The sequence below is a fragment of the Pararhizobium gei genome (genome assembly GCF_029223885.1).
Taxonomy (GTDB): domain Bacteria; phylum Pseudomonadota; class Alphaproteobacteria; order Rhizobiales; family Rhizobiaceae; genus Pararhizobium; species Pararhizobium gei.
In genome coordinates this window covers 1,015,184-1,029,793 of the sequence record NZ_CP119409.1, presented here as the reverse complement: position 1 = coordinate 1,029,793, position 14,610 = coordinate 1,015,184, and the positions used below count along the sequence as shown (strand labels likewise).

At 58.4% G+C, this 14,610-nt stretch carries 15 protein-coding genes; 2 read left to right on the top strand and 13 right to left on the bottom strand.

The features are described from left to right. The first annotated feature begins 63 nt into the window (after nucleotides 1–63). Together flhB and PY308_RS04815 are read left to right on the top strand one after the other, a co-directional pair. A complete protein-coding gene (gene flhB / locus PY308_RS04820) occupies nucleotides 64–1,140 on the top strand; it encodes a flagellar biosynthesis protein FlhB (protein ID WP_275788829.1) in 1,077 nt (358 codons plus the stop codon). A gap of 5 nt (nucleotides 1,141–1,145) precedes the next feature. Further along, complete coding sequence (locus tag PY308_RS04815; protein WP_275788827.1) at nucleotides 1,146–1,586, top strand: BspJ family T4SS effector nucleomodulin; 441 nt, start codon at nucleotides 1,146–1,148, stop codon at nucleotides 1,584–1,586. A 32-nt stretch (nucleotides 1,587–1,618) separates the two neighbouring features. Here PY308_RS04815 and visR read toward each other — a convergent pair whose 3' ends face one another. The 13 genes from visR to PY308_RS04750 all read right to left on the bottom strand — a co-directional run bounded on the left by visR (nucleotide 1,619) and on the right by PY308_RS04750 (nucleotide 14,536). After that, nucleotides 1,619–2,362, bottom strand: a complete 744-nt coding sequence (gene visR / locus PY308_RS04810) for a transcriptional regulator VisR (RefSeq protein ID WP_275788824.1) — start codon at nucleotides 2,360–2,362, stop codon at nucleotides 1,619–1,621. A gap of 10 nt (nucleotides 2,363–2,372) precedes the next feature. Next, nucleotides 2,373–3,113 carry a transcriptional regulator VisN gene (gene visN, locus PY308_RS04805; protein ID WP_275788822.1) on the bottom strand — a complete coding sequence of 247 codons (741 nt, stop codon included), beginning with the start codon at nucleotides 3,111–3,113 and terminating at the stop codon, nucleotides 2,373–2,375. Nucleotides 3,114–3,998: 885 nt separating this feature from the next. Beyond that, the gene (gene fliF, locus PY308_RS04800; RefSeq protein ID WP_275788819.1) at nucleotides 3,999–5,687 is read right to left on the bottom strand and encodes a flagellar basal-body MS-ring/collar protein FliF; all 1,689 of its coding nucleotides are present in this window, start codon (nucleotides 5,685–5,687) and stop codon (nucleotides 3,999–4,001) included. A gap of 311 nt (nucleotides 5,688–5,998) precedes the next feature. Next, nucleotides 5,999–6,391, bottom strand: coding sequence for a chemotaxis protein CheT (gene cheT, locus PY308_RS04795; RefSeq protein WP_275788817.1), 393 nt, complete (start codon nucleotides 6,389–6,391; stop codon nucleotides 5,999–6,001). A 105-nt stretch (nucleotides 6,392–6,496) separates the two neighbouring features. Further along, nucleotides 6,497–7,054: a chemoreceptor glutamine deamidase CheD gene (cheD, locus tag PY308_RS04790; RefSeq protein ID WP_275788814.1), complete on the bottom strand. Its 558-nt coding sequence runs from the start codon at nucleotides 7,052–7,054 to the stop codon at nucleotides 6,497–6,499. Beyond that, a complete protein-coding gene (locus tag PY308_RS04785) occupies nucleotides 7,051–7,440 on the bottom strand; it encodes a response regulator (protein ID WP_037156526.1) in 390 nt (129 codons plus the stop codon). The genes cheD and PY308_RS04785 overlap by 4 nt, the downstream gene beginning before the upstream one ends. Then, entirely contained in the window at nucleotides 7,440–8,495 is a 1,056-nt protein-coding gene (gene cheB, locus PY308_RS04780; RefSeq protein WP_275788812.1) for a protein-glutamate O-methylesterase CheB, read from the bottom strand. The genes PY308_RS04785 and cheB overlap by 1 nt, the downstream gene beginning before the upstream one ends. Beyond that, the gene (cheR, locus tag PY308_RS04775; RefSeq protein WP_275788811.1) at nucleotides 8,492–9,394 is read right to left on the bottom strand and encodes a protein-glutamate O-methyltransferase CheR; all 903 of its coding nucleotides are present in this window, start codon (nucleotides 9,392–9,394) and stop codon (nucleotides 8,492–8,494) included. Before cheR ends, cheB begins: the two co-directional genes overlap by 4 nt. Then, nucleotides 9,391–9,858 (bottom strand): chemotaxis protein CheW, encoded by a 468-nt coding sequence (locus tag PY308_RS04770; protein ID WP_275788809.1) that lies wholly within the window; start codon nucleotides 9,856–9,858, stop codon nucleotides 9,391–9,393. The genes cheR and PY308_RS04770 overlap by 4 nt, the downstream gene beginning before the upstream one ends. A gap of 5 nt (nucleotides 9,859–9,863) precedes the next feature. After that, nucleotides 9,864–12,113, bottom strand: coding sequence for a chemotaxis protein CheA (locus tag PY308_RS04765; RefSeq protein WP_275788807.1), 2,250 nt, complete (start codon nucleotides 12,111–12,113; stop codon nucleotides 9,864–9,866). A 16-nt stretch (nucleotides 12,114–12,129) separates the two neighbouring features. Next, a complete protein-coding gene (gene cheY1 / locus PY308_RS04760) occupies nucleotides 12,130–12,495 on the bottom strand; it encodes a chemotaxis response regulator CheY1 (RefSeq protein ID WP_056329642.1) in 366 nt (121 codons plus the stop codon). Between the two features lie 3 nt (nucleotides 12,496–12,498). Further along, nucleotides 12,499–12,792 carry an STAS domain-containing protein gene (locus PY308_RS04755; protein WP_275788801.1) on the bottom strand — a complete coding sequence of 98 codons (294 nt, stop codon included), beginning with the start codon at nucleotides 12,790–12,792 and terminating at the stop codon, nucleotides 12,499–12,501. A gap of 133 nt (nucleotides 12,793–12,925) precedes the next feature. Then, nucleotides 12,926–14,536, bottom strand: a complete 1,611-nt coding sequence (locus PY308_RS04750) for a globin-coupled sensor protein (RefSeq protein ID WP_275788798.1) — start codon at nucleotides 14,534–14,536, stop codon at nucleotides 12,926–12,928. Between the last annotated feature and the right edge of the window lie 74 nt (nucleotides 14,537–14,610).

The window sequence follows — 14,610 nt, the reverse complement described above, 5'->3', positions numbered from 1 at the left end:
CCGGTCACGGACCACAACGGATGCGCGGCAAGTGTCGTTTTGGGTTTTGGAGGTCTTCATCCGATGTCGGACGATCAGGACAAAGACAGTAAGACAGAAGCGCCGTCCGAGAAGAAAATGAGCGACGCGATCGAGAAGGGCAATACACCCTTCTCGCGCGAAGTGACCATGTTCGCCTCGGTTCTCGCCATCTACATCTTCATCATATTTTTCCTGCCTCAGGGTTTCGCAACATTGGCGGAATCGCTCAAGGACATTTTCGAGCAGCCCGAGGCCTGGCGTCTCGACAATGCCACCGATGTCGTGGCGCTGGTCTCCCATCTCTTCTGGCAGGCGAGCGCGCTGTTGATACCGTTCTTCGCCTTGCTCATCGTCTTCGGCCTGGGCTCGTCGGTCCTGCAAAATCTGCCGACGCCGGTGCTCGACCGGATCGCGCCGAAGATGAACCGGATCTCGCCCGTCTCCGGTTTCATGCGGATTTACGGCATTCAGGGCATGGTGGAATTTGCAAAGTCGCTGTTCAAGATCCTCATCGTCTCGGTCATCATCGTGCTGGTGCTGTGGAACGACTATTACGCATCGCTCGAAGCGATGTTTTCCGACCCGGCGACCATCCTGACCACCATGTCGGGTGATCTCAACCAAATCATGATCGTCATTCTGATCGCAACCTGCGTTATTGCCGTAGTGGATTTCTTCTGGACGCGGCATCACTGGCACTCCGAACTGCGGATGACCAAGCAGGAGGTCAAGGAGGAGATGAAGCAGTCGCAAGGTGATCCGATCATCAAGGCGCGGCTGCGCTCGATCGCCCGCGACCGCGCCCGCAGGCGGATGATCACGTCGGTTCCCCGAGCCACTCTGGTCATCGCCAATCCGACCCACTATGCGGTGGCGCTTCGCTATGTGCGCGAGGAAGGCGACGCGCCGGTGGTGGTTGCCAAGGGGCAGGACCTCGTGGCGCTCAAGATTCGCGAGATCGCGGAAGAAAATGGCATACCCGTTTTCGAAGACCCGCCGCTCGCACGCTCAATGTTTGCGCAAGTCTCGGTCGATACTGTGATTCCGCCGGTGTTTTATAAGGCTGTCGCCGAACTGATTCACCGGATTTATGCCACGCAGCCAAAACGGGTGACGTAACTCACATGAAGAAAAACGAATATTCAGAACAGCGCGAGAAAATTGTCGCCGATGCCATCCGTCCCGTCGCGACGGAACTGCGGCTGATCGATGCGGCTGACTACATTGCCATGCTTCGTTTCGAATCGCATGGTAACCTTGCGGACCTCGTCTCGTCCGCAGCAGAACTCTATTTTCTTCCCGGTACGGTCAAATTCGGGCTCGGCGGCAACTACTCGCTCGATTGGGGCACCGAGCCGGAAATTTCTCTGGATCTCGAATTGAAACCGGATGGCGTCACTGTTTACGCCAAGCTTGCGCTCGGCAAAGACATGGCCGGTCTCGAAATCAACCATATCACGTTCAAAACTCCATCAGCCGATCCCGACAAGAACACCGCATTTCTGGCATCCAGCCTAGATGCCGCCAAATTCGTAAAGTCCTATCCGACAGCGCTTGCCCGCTGAACAGGCATCGGCCATGACGGCCAGTCCTTCTCTCAATTGATATAACCGAGCCGAATTGCCTTGGCGATTGCCTGGATTCTGTTGACGGAATCCAGCTTCGTCGTGGCTGCGCCGAGATATGCGTTGACCGTATGAACCGACAGACCCATTTTTTCGGCGATTTCCTCGCTGATATAGCCATCGCCGGCCATCTGGAGACAACCGATTTCACGGTCGCTGAGGGATTCCGCCGGCAGCAGGCGCCGCTCGTCGGCAGCCAGCAGGTCGGTCATGATCTGGCAACTGCGGCCATGGAGATCGATAATGACAGCACTGTCCAGATCGAACGAGGCACCGAGAAAGACAGCGTAGCCATTGCCCTGCGCGCCGAGCCGGACCGGAAAGGCTATTCCGCAGGAGGCAAGCTGACGCACGTCCAAGCGCCGTGTGAACCGCGTGAAATCGGCAACATCCGCCGTCTGGTTATCGCCCTTGCCGTTCCAGACGAGAGGCAGAAGTGAAGTGTCGAGATGCTGAACCATGACTTCGCCATAAGCGACGATCAGCTCCTCCATGGCAGCCTCGGCGCTCAGGCCCCAGTTGTGAACAGCGCAGGACAGCTTGCGGGTTGCAGGCAATCCGTTTCCGCTCATGCGCAGGACAGCAAAATGTTTCGCACCGATCTGTCTCTGCATCGCCTGCAGACGCGTGACAAGCGTCGCCGCGCGCGATGCCTTGGCCTGCAACCGGCCGGCCTTGCCATCGTCAGCTGCACGGGAATTCGGGAGAAAATTCATGGCCGTGCTCCTAGACGAGATTGTTGCGAACGGCGTAGGCGATGGCTTCGGAACGGGTTTTGGTCGCCGTCTTTCGCATCACGCTGGTGATGTAGTTGTTGATCGTATTGCGGGATATGCCGAGGATGACGGCGATTTCATCGCTGGTTTTGCCTTCCGCGATCCAGAAGAGACACTCCAGTTCGCGCTCCGTCAGTTCAAATTCGCGATCTTTGCGGGTGACGCGATCCTGGGTGAGGCTCGCAAAATAACCTGCAAGAAGGCCGACATCGCGAAGGCTTTCCTGCGAGAGTATGACGTCCTGCGGGAACAGGAGCATGAGCGCCAGTCTGGCGCGGCCGACATTGAAGGTTATGACGCAGTATTCGCGGCTGATGCCACGGTGGAGATCCACGTCATCGGGCAGGCTCATGAAAATCGGCTGCATCACCGAGAGGCATTTTTGCATCTCGTTGGTTTTGGAATGGAGTTGCGCCATGACCTTGCCAAGCCGCCGGACCACATCAAAGGGCCAGTCGGAGCAAACGACGAAATCGAGGCCGTCGTCCTGAGACAGGTCGTAGCGCGCCAGAAGATAGTAGGACGCTCCGACATAGTCGGTCAGCGCCGCCAGTCCCTTGCCGAAATTGCCACGCTCGGAAAATTCTCCGAGCCTGCGGACCAGTTGTTCGTTGGAAACCTCACGCGTGACATTGCGCACCGAAATGACCGGTCCCGGCCTCGGCGATATTTCTGCCTGTCGAAAATCCATGATATTCGTCCCCGTGACGGATCCGTCCATCCCAATGAAGCGTTTATCGCCACCGCCGCCAGCACGAGGACACCGCCACCCTCGATCAACGTGAATCAGGACACGAATCACTATCTAAAATGTACAGTGAGCCCAGTGAAAAACTACTGCTTCCTTGTCGGGATTTACTTTTGCATGGTTCCGTGAATCGATTCGCTACAAACCGTCCTACGCGTCGAGAACGGCTTTGGAAAAAAACGGCGTTTGTTTTTATCTGCCTGAAAAGACAGTATAATTGTATATTAAATCCTGCGTTCCTGGCCGAACATGCAGTTTTTCGGCCGAATTTTCCATGACAAACGAGACAAAGTCTGGCTCCATATTCTCGGTTTGTTCTACTTCGCCATCTTTCAATTTTTATGAGTTTCCATATGCTGTTGCGGATTTGCACCATATCTTCCCATGTCTAGTTTCCGCTTCCAATGGTATGCAGTGAAAGACTTCATCAAATATTCCTGATTGATATTCAAAATTAACTAGTTTAATTCGCCGACGACGAGAATCAATACATAAGGTGCGGATGGCAACGCGAGGTGGAACCGCGGTCGCTACCCGAGAAAAATTAACGATCCTTTAATATAATGAAGCCGGAGATTCAGCGTTACGTCGGCCGCTGGCAACCGATTCTTGCACTCGTCAAAAGGTTAACAACAATACGACGACATTGTCGGTGCATGTCTGCCAAATCCGTCTGATATCGGACGCAAAGCCTCGATGGGCAGCGTCACAGGTGGGGCTTGCAGCGATTGCCGCAGGCGCCGGACACCGTCTCGAAAAATAATTCTGCGGCAAGAAAGCGGAAAAGCCCGCTGGTGTGAGCGGGCTTCAGAGTGTTTTCCTTCGAGATCAGGCCGCTTTTTCCGCGACCCATTTCCGCAGGATCTTGGCAGCGCGCTCCTCGCTGATTTCGACCATCCGTCCCAGTCTGCGCTCCGGCCCCTCCTTGACCCGGCGATTGAAGCCGCCTTCGCTGTCGTTGCCGAGACTGAGAAGGTCGTCGGTGCTGTCGAAGCCGAAGTCGGAGCCAAAGCCTTCCATGAGCGCGCCGCCCGCGCCGCCGGTGGCAGCCGGCGAGAAATCGGGAAGTTCCAGTCCGACCGCTTCGTTTTCAGCCAAGGCAGCGCCGCCGGTGCCGTATCCCATGGAGCGCGCCAGGGGCCGCATTCCCATCCAGACCACCACGACGGCGACGGCGACGAAGGCAAGCGCATTAACGATGCCGCCAAGGTTGCGTGTCAGGATTTCCATGATGCCCGGTCCGGATACCGGCTCGTCGAGGAGCTGGGTGTTGACGAAATCCATGGCGGTCAGGGTGATGACATCGCCCCGTGCCGGATCGAGGCCGACGGCAGAGGCGACGATCTTCTGCATCTCCTGGATATAGGTATCGATCTTCGCCTGGTCGGCACCTTCGCCCACCATTGCGGCGACACGACCGCGGTTGACCACGACGGCCACGGAGATTTTTTCGACAGTGAAACTGTTCTTGACGGTGGCGACGGTCTTCGAGTTGATCTCGTAGTTCGTCTGCTCTTCCTTCTTGTCCGTTTCGTCGCTCGATTGGGGACCGCTCGTTCCCCCCTGGGGAGCGGCTTGCGGCACGTTCTGCTGGACGGACGCCGCATTGTCGGGCTGCTGCTGGCTCGACTTCTGCTCTTCCTTGGTCACCCTCGTCGAGCGTTCCACACGGGATTCGGGATCGAAAACGGTCTCCTGAATCTGTTGGGTGTCTGTATTCAGTTGCGCCGTGACGCTTGCCCGGAAATTGTCCATGCCGAGGAACGGTGCAAGCGCCTTGTCGATATTGCTTTCGATTTCCTTCTGGACGTTCTGGACGATGCCGAGGGACTGGTTCATGGCACTGTTTGAAGGGTCATCGCCGGATGCCAGCAGTTGGCCGGCCGAGTCGAGGATGGTGACGTCGTCGATGCCGAGTCCCGGTACCGAAGACGCGACGAGATTGCGGATGGAGCTCGCGGCACTACGGCCGACATTGGCGTTGGCACGGATCATCACAGACGCTGTCGGCTTCTGTTCGGTTTTGCGGAAGCTGCCGCGGTCGGCCATCACGATGTGGACGCGCGCGGCCGCAATGCCGGAAATTTGCTGAATAGTGCGGGCGATTTCGCCTTCGAGGGCCCGGACCCGGGTTACTTCCTGCATGAAGGAGGTCAGGCCCAGGGAGCCGACATTGTCGAAAAGCTCGTAACCCGCATTGGCGCTGTTGGGCAGACCCCGCTCTGCAAGGTAAAGCCGCGCTTTTCCGGTCATGCCAGCGGGAACCTGGATGCTCGTTCCATCGGCACCCACCTCGAAATCGATATTGGCTTCAGCCAACGCTACGCTGACCTGGTTGAGATCGGTCGTCTCAAGTCCGACATAGAGCGTCTCGAAGGAGGGTTTGTTAAGATAGAGGCCGGCCGCAAGGACGATGCCGACTGCTACGATACCGGCTGCGACCAGCGCAACAATCCTGCCCTGCCCAAGATTTGCGAGGTTTTTCGTTACCGTCGAAAGTTGATCCAACAGAGTCATTCTGTTTCCGCACCCAGTGGCCCATGTCTCAGTCAGGCAACATCGCCTGGAAGAAAAAACATGCGCAGATCCAAACATTCGGGTTTTCAAATGAATGCGCCGAAAAATTACGGAAATCCATTTGTCCCGAATAGCACATTAGAAAATGAAACTTGTGCGAACTTGTCTTGGAGCGCCTTTTCGCACTGCGGTGCAAAATACCGTCTCTTGGCGCACAAACCGCTCCCCTGAAATGCAGCCGCCGCCCGGCGATGGCGGCGGGCGGCGGCTGCATTTCAGGAGAGCGAACGAGCTGAAACAAAAATCGGGCGCTAAAAAGCTTCGAAATCTCCGGAGGAATCGGTCAGGGGCTGGGAGTGGCCATGTCTGAGCATGCCATTGCCCAGGGATTTCTGCATATCGGCGAGTTTGACGAGATTGAGCGCGGTGGTGACGTCCACCAGCCAATGCTGGGGAATAGCGGCGGTCACAGTGTCGATGAACTCGGCAAGACCCCGGGTCTTCTGAACGGCAAGATCAATGCCCTGCAGAACCTTGATCCGATCCGCCGATTCGAGAACGGCTTCCACATGGATATCGCTGAGCATAGGCTCGATGCGCTCAATGAGATAGGCAACATCATAAAGTTCCGAGACGATACGCATCATCACATCCGGGAGCGCCTCGTCGATGTGCGGCATATGGCTTTTCAGTTCATTCAGCATTCCATGCCCTCACGCTTCACTACATTACCGCCATCATTCAAGGAGCGGCGCATGCCTATTCCGTCCCAAGCGGCCTTGCCACAAAGCAGGCAGGCTCCCCGGACATCAGAAGAATTCGATCGCATCCTGAACCGGTTTGGGCGCAGGGCGCGGCCGCTGTTCCTGAGCGACGGCCTTCTGTGCTTCGACACCCGTCAGTGCATATTGCCTGGCGCGGCCGGAAACCGGCCAATATTCGAGTTTGCGGCCGTGATCGCCGCCTGTGCTTTCGCCCACGATCTTGATGCCCTCATCGAGTAGGAAGCGTTTCGCGAACATCGCATTCTGCTCGCCCACATTCGAGAAACGGGCAATCGTTTTGGCGCCGCCGAAGATCTTCGCTTCCAGCCTGTCGCGGCGAGCGCCGCTTTTCAGAAGCCCGTTAATCAGCAATTCCATCAGATGAACACCATATCGTGTGGCATCGCCACCGCCCGACGACAACGCTTCCGCGGAACCGGGCAGCAGGAAATGGTTCATCCCGCCGACGCCTGCGACCGGATCACGCATGCAGGCCGCCACGCAGGAACCGAGAATGGTCGACAGCAGAGTATCCGGATCGTTGACCACCTTCCATTCACCCTGAATGACATGCACACGTTTGGCCGCAGTATCCTTGATCATTTCAATGCCCCGAATACGGCTTCAATCGCAGCCTTCATCTTTTCGATGGTAAACGGCTTGGCCAGGACATTGTTGGCTCCGAGTGCCGCCGCCTTGGTGACCAAAGCGCGATCGCCCTGAGCCGTCAGCATGATGAACGCCGCTTTTTTCGTGGCCGGATTGTTGCGCACGGCGGCAAGAAGACCGAGACCGTCCATTTTCGGCATGTTGAAATCCGAGATGACCAGATGGTGCGGCTGCTGGGCCATAATCTTGGCGCCCTGCTCGCCGTCGCCGGCAACGGTGATCTGCTTGAAACCAAGCTGCTGCAGGGCATCGCCCAGCAACAGACGGCTTGTAACCTGATCATCGACGATCAATACTTTAATTTTTTCAGCGAGCGACATTATTCATTTCCTTCTCTTCGGGAGGCGGTACTCTTCAGGATTTCTTCCCCGATTGAGCTGAGGGGCAGTTGCGTTTCGACGGCGCCCAATTCATAGGCAACCCTCGGCATTCCATAGACGACACAGGTTTTTTCATTCTGACCGAATGTGCGGGCGCCTGCCTTGCGCATCTTCAAGAGACCAGATGCTCCGTCGCGGCCCATGCCGGTCAAGATGACACCCACCGCGTTGCGGCCGGCGACTTCGGCAACGGAATCGAACAGCACATCGACCGAAGGACGATGGCCGTTGACCGGCTCGCGATCCAAGAGCCTGCAAGAGGGGGACGAGGGATTGACCACCTGAAGGTGGCGGTCGCCGCCGGGTGCCAGGTAGATTTTGCCGACCTCGAGCTTGGCGCCATCGGTTGCCTCCTCTACCGTCGGCACGCAGATCCGGTGCAGCCGCTCTGCAAAGCTCTTGGTGAACGTATGCGGCATGTGCTGCGTGATAACGGTTGGCGGGCAATTGGCCGGGAATTTCTGCAGCACGGCGATCAGTGCCTCGACTCCACCTGTGGAGGAGCCGATGGCGACAATCTTCCGGCTGGCCCTGTAGTCGGAGGCTGCATTGATATTCGCAGGGCTCGGTGCAGCGGATTTGTTTCCGGTGATGATGTATTTGCGTTGCGAGCGCGCAGCAGCCTTCACCTTCTCCGCGAGGTCGCTGAAGGGCCTGGCATCGCCGGGCATGGGTTTGCCCACACAGTCGAACGCGCCGATCTCCAGCGCCGCGATGGTTGCCTCCGCACCCTTGTGGGTCAGCGTCGAAACCATGATCACCGGCATCGGCCGCAGCCGCATGATCTTCTCGAGAAAGTCGAGGCCGTTCATATTCGGCATCTCGATGTCGAGCGTTATCACGTCGGGGTCCAGATCCTTAATCGCCTGTCGTGCCTGCAGGGCATCGGCGGCCTGACCGACCACCTGAACGTCAGGATCGCTGTTCAAAATGGCCGTGATTAGGCCCCGCATGGTGGCGCTGTCATCAACGACAAGAACGCGTGCCGCACTCATGAGCGCGCTCCTTTGCCTGTGTAGCGATAAGTGGTCACGCCAATATTGTCGAAGACCGACTTTGCGTCGCCGGACACGCGCTCCGAATGGCCGATGTAAAGATGACCTTTGGGGGTGAGCATTCCGGCAAAGCGCGACCAAATTTTCACCTGGGTCGGCTCATCGAAATAGATCACCACGTTGCGGCAGAAAATCACGTCGAACTGGCCCTTGAAAGGCCACTGAGACATCAGATTAAGTTCGTTGAAGGTGATCAGCCGCTTGACGCGGTCGTCCACCAGCCACTTCTGGCGGCCGCTGACGCTGGTTTCGGAAAACCACTGCTTGCGCATGGCCGGACTGACTGTCTCCAGAGCGGTGGCATCATAGGCGCCGGCGCGCGCCAGAGCCAAGATCTTCGGGTCGATATCCGTGGCGAGAATGCGGAAATCATAGTCGGCGACGTTGGGCATCATCGACAGAACCGTCAATGCGATGGAGTACGGTTCCTGGCCGTCGGAACACGCGGCCGACCAGATGCGCACACGGCCGCCATTCCTGGCACGGCTGAGAAGCTCAGGCAGAACATCCGATTTCAGGTGCTCGAAATGGTGATTTTCGCGGAAGAAACGGGTGAAATTCGTCGTCAGATGCGAAAGCATGTCGCGGCGTTCGGCGGCTCCTGAAGGAGACGACACCAACTGGCAATAGTCGCGAAACCCCTTCAATCCAAGATTGCGGATGTGTTTGGAAAGACGCGAGTAGACGAGCGACGCCTTGGATTCGTTCAGGAATATGCCGGCATCGGCATAGATCATCGCGGCGATTTCCGCGAGATCACGCCGCGTCAGCGGATATTCGCCGGTTGCCAGACATTCGTCCGGGGGCAGTCTGCTGTCAAAGGCGGCGGACATGCTCATGCTGCTTCACTTTCGGTATGAGGAAACACGGCTTCGAGGTCCATCAGGCAGATCATCCGCCCGTCGATCGCCAGGACGCCGCGCGCAAAGGTGCGCTCGAACTCCGAGGACATGTCCGGGGTCGGCTGAATATCCTCGTCGCTGATGGTCAGGATGTCGGAAACCGATTCGACCAGAAGGCCGACGATCCTGCTCTTGACTTGCGTGACTATGATAACATGACGCACTGTCGGCTCGGCCGGTTTCATGCCGAGCCGCGCCGACAGATCGACAATCGACAAAACAGCGCCTCTCAGATTGATCACCCCAAGCATGTAGGATGGCGAGTGTGGCATGGGCATCGCCGGCGTCCAGCCGCGAATTTCACGGACGGACATGACGTTGACGCAGAATTCCTGATCCTGAATACGGAACGCGATGAGCTCGCGCGCCTTGTTCGTCAGATTTTTTGCGAGAACCGTCATTGTGTCTAACCGGCAGCAGCGAGGGATTCGAGATGGAGCGGGTTGCCGCGTGATGCCGAAACCACGGCGTCGACGTCAAGGATGAGGGCAACGCGGCCGTCGCCAAGGATGGTCGCAGCGGCAATTCCCGGCACATGGGTATAGTTGGCCTCCAGGCTCTTGATGACGACCTGCCGCTGACCCTGGATGGCATCGACCATCAAGGCGCGTTGTCCGCCGCCTTCCGATTCCACAAGAAGCGCTACGCCTTCGACCGGATTGGCTTGCGTCGCCCGGAAGTTCAGGATGCGCCCGACATCGACCAGCGGGCAGAAGGAGTTGCGGATCGAGATCAGGCGCTGTGTCGCGCCGAATGAATGGACGGCAGCTGCATCCGGCTGGAGCGTTTCGACGATGGCCGTCAAGGGCACGACCAGTGTCTGGCCGGCGACGGTGACGACCATGCCGTCGAGAACCGCGAGCGTCAGCGGCAGGCTCATGGTGAAGACCGAGCCGTGGCCAGGTCTCGAGGAAATGTTGATGCGTCCGCCGAGCGCCTGGATGGAGCGCTTAACGACGTCCATGCCAACACCGCGGCCGGAGAGGTCGGAGACCTTGTCGGCAGTCGAGAAGCCTGCATGGAAGATCAGGTTATCGATTTCCTCGTCCGAAAGATTGGCATCTGCAGCGATCAGGTCATTGTCGATCGCCTTTTGACGCACCTTCTCACGATTGATCCCCGCGCCGTCGTCGGACAGTTCGATGACGATGCGACCCGAACGGTGCTTGGCGGTCAGCTTGACCGTGCCTTCCGCGCTCTTGCCGGCAGCAAGGCGCTTTTCCGGCATTTCCAGGCCGTGATCGACGGCGTTGCGGATCATGTGCGTCAAGGGCTCTGCGAGCTTATCGATGACGGTCTTGTCAACTTCGGTATTTTCCCCCTCGGTGACGAGGCGTACCGACTTGCCGGTGATATCGGCAATTTCACGGACGGTGCGGGCCATGCGCTGGAACACGGGTTTGACCGGCTGCGCGCGGATCGCCATGACCGAGTCCTGGATCTCCCGCGTCAGCTGCTGGAGTTCTTCCAGGCCCATGTTGATCGACGACACGCCGTTCGAATCGTTTTCTATCACGCTCTGCGACAACATCGCCTGGTTGATGACGAGTTCGCCGACCAGGTTGATCAGGCGATCGACACGATCGAGATCGACACGGATCGTCTGCGCCGCCGCGGAAGCGGCCTGCTGGGCATTGTTCTGCGCCGCCGCGACAGCCGCTGCCGCACCTTTATCGGCGCCGCGCGCCGTGGCGGCGCTCAGCTGGACAACATTGGATGCGGTCTCTGCGGCAGCGATCTGTTCCTCTTCCTCGACCACGCCGAGGGGCACTTCCAGTTCGTCATCAAGCGCCGAGAGATCGAACGGCACCGGCTGCATAGGCAATTCGTCCCCAGCCGGTCCGCTGTCTTCGCCGGAGTCGACACTGCTGATGTCGAGCTCGCAGTCCCATTCGGCAAACTCGAAGACGGACCGGATGGCATCTTCGCCCTTGTCCGTCTTGATAGAGACCTTCCAGGAGAAATATGCGGTCTCGGGATCCATCTGGTCGAGCGGCGGCAGATCATCCATGTTGCAATGGATGCTCATTTCGCCAAGGCGCGACAGGTCCCTCAGGAGCAGGGCCGCTTCGTTGCCCTTGCTGTAGAGCTCGGACTTCGGCTTGAAGGTAATCTCGTAAACCGGGATTTCCATCAAGGGCTCGTCCTCTCCGCCGAAATCATCGAAGGAAAAGGCAACGGGCATGAAACCCTGATCATTGGCAACGGGTGCCGGCGTTGCCGCGGCAACGGGCTTGGGTGCCGCGACAACCGCCGCCGCCTGTGGCGGGGCCTCGCCCTTGGCGAGAGCGTCGAGCTCCCGGATCAGTTGCGCCGAGCGCGCCTGATCGACGCTGCCGCCGTCGCGGGCGACATTCGTCAGGTCGGCGAGCACGTCGGCCGACTTAAGCATGACCTTCAGGACGTCCTGGGTCGGCTCCAGCTTGTTGGAACGAACGCAATCAAGCGTGGTCTCGAACACATGTGCGAAGGAGACGAGATCATCCAGACCGAAAGCTCCGGCACCACCCTTGATCGAGTGGACCGCACGGAAAACGGCGTTCACCGTTTCCGGATCGCGATCACCGTCATTGAGCCGCAGGAGACCGGATTCCAGCTCAGCGAGTTGCTCCTCGCATTCCTGGAAGAAAATCTCTTTGATTTCGTTCATATCCATGGGGAGGAATCCTGGCTTAAGCGGTTACGCGCTCGATTGCATCGATCAGTTTGGTAGGATCGAATGGCTTGACGATCCACCCGGTCGCGCCTGCCTGGCGGGCGCGGTTCTTCTTTTCCGCATCGCTCTCGGTCGTGAGAACGAGGATCGGGATCGCCCGGAATTTTTCGTTCCTGCGCACGCCTTCGATGAAGCCGAAGCCATCGAGACGCGGCATGTTGATGTCGGTGACGATGACATCCGGATTGGCATCCTCAAGCACCTCGAGGCCTTCAATACCGTCTTCGGCCTGGATCGTTTCGAAACCGGCATTGTTCAGCGTCACGAGAAGCATGTTCCGGATGGTTCTGGAATCATCGACCGTAAGAACTTTCTTTTTCATGTCTCAAATCTCCTTTGCTATCAGGTGATCAATATTGACCCCGATCAGCTGTGTCGTTTTCGTAAATGCGTCCGACACCTTGGAAAAGGTGAAAGACTGTTTGTCTTCTTCCCAGCTTTTCGCTCCGGCCATCAGCACCTGAATGCAAAGCGCGCCGACGCGCTCGACTGCGGAGGCGTCAACCACGATGTTGCTGCCGCGCAATCCCATCAGCTTTCCGTGCAGCGTGGTTGCCTCGTTGAGATCGAGGACGGGCGCGAGACTTAAAATTTTCGAAGCGGACTTCTTGGGTGCCATTGCTACTTTCCTTCTCTGACAGGGAGCAATTTACAAAACCGGTTTCGCAGATTTCCGCCGCGACCACGGGAATTCCCGTGCCATGACTGATAAAAACTTGCCGAGGGCTGCATGTATTCGTGAGGGCACTGCATCAGCGGCCCCATCCGGCGAGACGACCCTGAAGGCCGTCATCGTCAAAATCTTGATCCTCATCGCGAGGGCGCGCCGAGACGGCAATCCGCGCCGCGGAAACAGCAGCCGGGAATTTCGGCGCCTGTCGCTCAACATGGAATTCGCGGATCGTCTGACCAAGTTCGAGGATGACCGTGTGAAGATCTGCGCAGCTTTGGCCTGCATCGGCAGCGAGTGCCGCGCCGGCGACAACCTGCAGACCGATATGGCCGAGCTCGGAGACGGCGGCTTCCATGCCTGCCGCCTGTTCCGCAGTCTCACGGGCAATTCCGGCGACTGCATCGTTTATGCCACGAACCTGGTCAACAATGCTGCTGATTGCATCCTGAGTGCGGCCGACCCGTGCGACGCCGGCCTCGACCTGAGACTTGGTATTGGAGACAAGCTGCTTGATCTCGCGGGCGGCATCGCCGGAGCGCTGTGCAAGGGCACGGACTTCCTGCGCCACGACAGCGAAGCCGCGGCCGCTTTCGCCCGCGCGCGCAGCTTCGATCCCGGCGTTCAGGGCAAGCAGATTGGTCTGGAAAGCAATCTCGTCGATGACGCCGATGATCTGACCGATCTTTTCAGCCGACGCCTCGATGTCGGCCATGGCGGAAATCGCCTGGCCCGCGATCTCGCCGCTGTCTTCGGCCGACTGCCGCGCCGCTGCGGCGCCCTGCTCGGCGGAGCGCGCCTGGACGGCATTGGTTTTGACCCGATCGACAATGATGCCAAGCGCTTTGACCGTATCCGCAAGCGCGCCGGACTGTTCCCTCGCCTGTTCGGCAAAACCCGTCGTCCGTCCACGAAGATCGGCGGATGCGGTTTCCATCGCCGCCGCCCGGTCGGACAGTCCGGCGATCCTGTCTTGAAACAGGTCGAGCGCGCCGTTCAGTTGCTGCGCAAGCGGCTGGTACGCGGGGGCGGTCTCGCTGTCCGTTCGGACTGTGAGATCACCGCGTTCAAGCGCAAGCGCTACGTCGGAAAAAAGTGCAAGCGCCTCGGCTTCACCGGCCTTGCGCTGTTCGGCAAGCTGGCGCTGATGGCTGTGGCGCAGTTCGTTGAAGCGCAAGGACACGGAAATTTCGGTGTCTACGAACACCGTGCGGACAAGGGCAGCGACGAGATCGGCCAGTTCCTGCTTGCGCGATTTGCCGAGCGGTAGCACGGATTTCGGCCAGAGTTCTTCGATCATCGCGCAGATCAGCCGTTCCAAAACAACTGAATGGCCGGCGATCTGCCAGCGCGGGTCCAGACCCATCTTGCCTTCCGCATCGGAAAGAAGCTTGACGCGCTCGGCATAGAGGCTATCGAAACGGGCGTCCGTGAGAACATTCCAATGCGAGGACTGAAGATCGTGCAGGCGATCGATCTGACGATCGCTGGTGAAATGCCGAGCCGCTTCCGGAAAGGTTTGCAGACGCTGGAAGAGATCGCGCAACGCCAGCTCGACCTGCGCGCCCAATGCCTGCCGGTTGCGGCGAAGGACTTCCGTCTGGCCATCGTCGAGCCCGGCAAACCGCAGGCGCTCAAGCAGGCTGCCCGCCTGCGCCTTCCTGGTCTGATCTGGCGACGTTTCGTGCCTCACGCGTGTTCCCCGGTCTGGAAGAAACTCTGCAAAACCGGAACGGCCTCCAGAGAGTAGTCCTAAAATGAAAATCG

Excerpts from the sequence above, each read along its gene's own strand:
- cheY1 (WP_056329642.1), bottom strand. The coding sequence starts at position 12,495 with ATGAAAAAGAAAGTTCTTACGGTCGATGATTCCAGAACCATCCGGAAC.
- cheR (WP_275788811.1), bottom strand. The coding sequence starts at position 9,394 with ATGAGCATGTCCGCCGCCTTTGACAGCAGACTGCCCCCGGACGAATGT.
- cheD (WP_275788814.1), bottom strand. The coding sequence starts at position 7,054 with ATGATCAAGGATACTGCGGCCAAACGTGTGCATGTCATTCAGGGTGAA.
- fliF (WP_275788819.1), bottom strand. The coding sequence starts at position 5,687 with ATGACTCTGTTGGATCAACTTTCGACGGTAACGAAAAACCTCGCAAAT.
- cheB (WP_275788812.1), bottom strand. The coding sequence starts at position 8,495 with ATGAGTGCGGCACGCGTTCTTGTCGTTGATGACAGCGCCACCATGCGG.
- PY308_RS04765 (WP_275788807.1), bottom strand. The coding sequence starts at position 12,113 with ATGGATATGAACGAAATCAAAGAGATTTTCTTCCAGGAATGCGAGGAG.
- PY308_RS04815 (WP_275788827.1), top strand. The coding sequence starts at position 1,146 with ATGAAGAAAAACGAATATTCAGAACAGCGCGAGAAAATTGTCGCCGAT.
- visR (WP_275788824.1), bottom strand. The coding sequence starts at position 2,362 with ATGAATTTTCTCCCGAATTCCCGTGCAGCTGACGATGGCAAGGCCGGC.
- flhB (WP_275788829.1), top strand. The coding sequence starts at position 64 with ATGTCGGACGATCAGGACAAAGACAGTAAGACAGAAGCGCCGTCCGAG.
- PY308_RS04770 (WP_275788809.1), bottom strand. The coding sequence starts at position 9,858 with ATGACGGTTCTCGCAAAAAATCTGACGAACAAGGCGCGCGAGCTCATC.
- PY308_RS04785 (WP_037156526.1), bottom strand. The coding sequence starts at position 7,440 with ATGTCGCTCGCTGAAAAAATTAAAGTATTGATCGTCGATGATCAGGTT.
- visN (WP_275788822.1), bottom strand. The coding sequence starts at position 3,113 with ATGGATTTTCGACAGGCAGAAATATCGCCGAGGCCGGGACCGGTCATT.
- PY308_RS04755 (WP_275788801.1), bottom strand. The coding sequence starts at position 12,792 with ATGGCACCCAAGAAGTCCGCTTCGAAAATTTTAAGTCTCGCGCCCGTC.
- cheT (WP_275788817.1), bottom strand. The coding sequence starts at position 6,391 with ATGCTGAATGAACTGAAAAGCCATATGCCGCACATCGACGAGGCGCTC.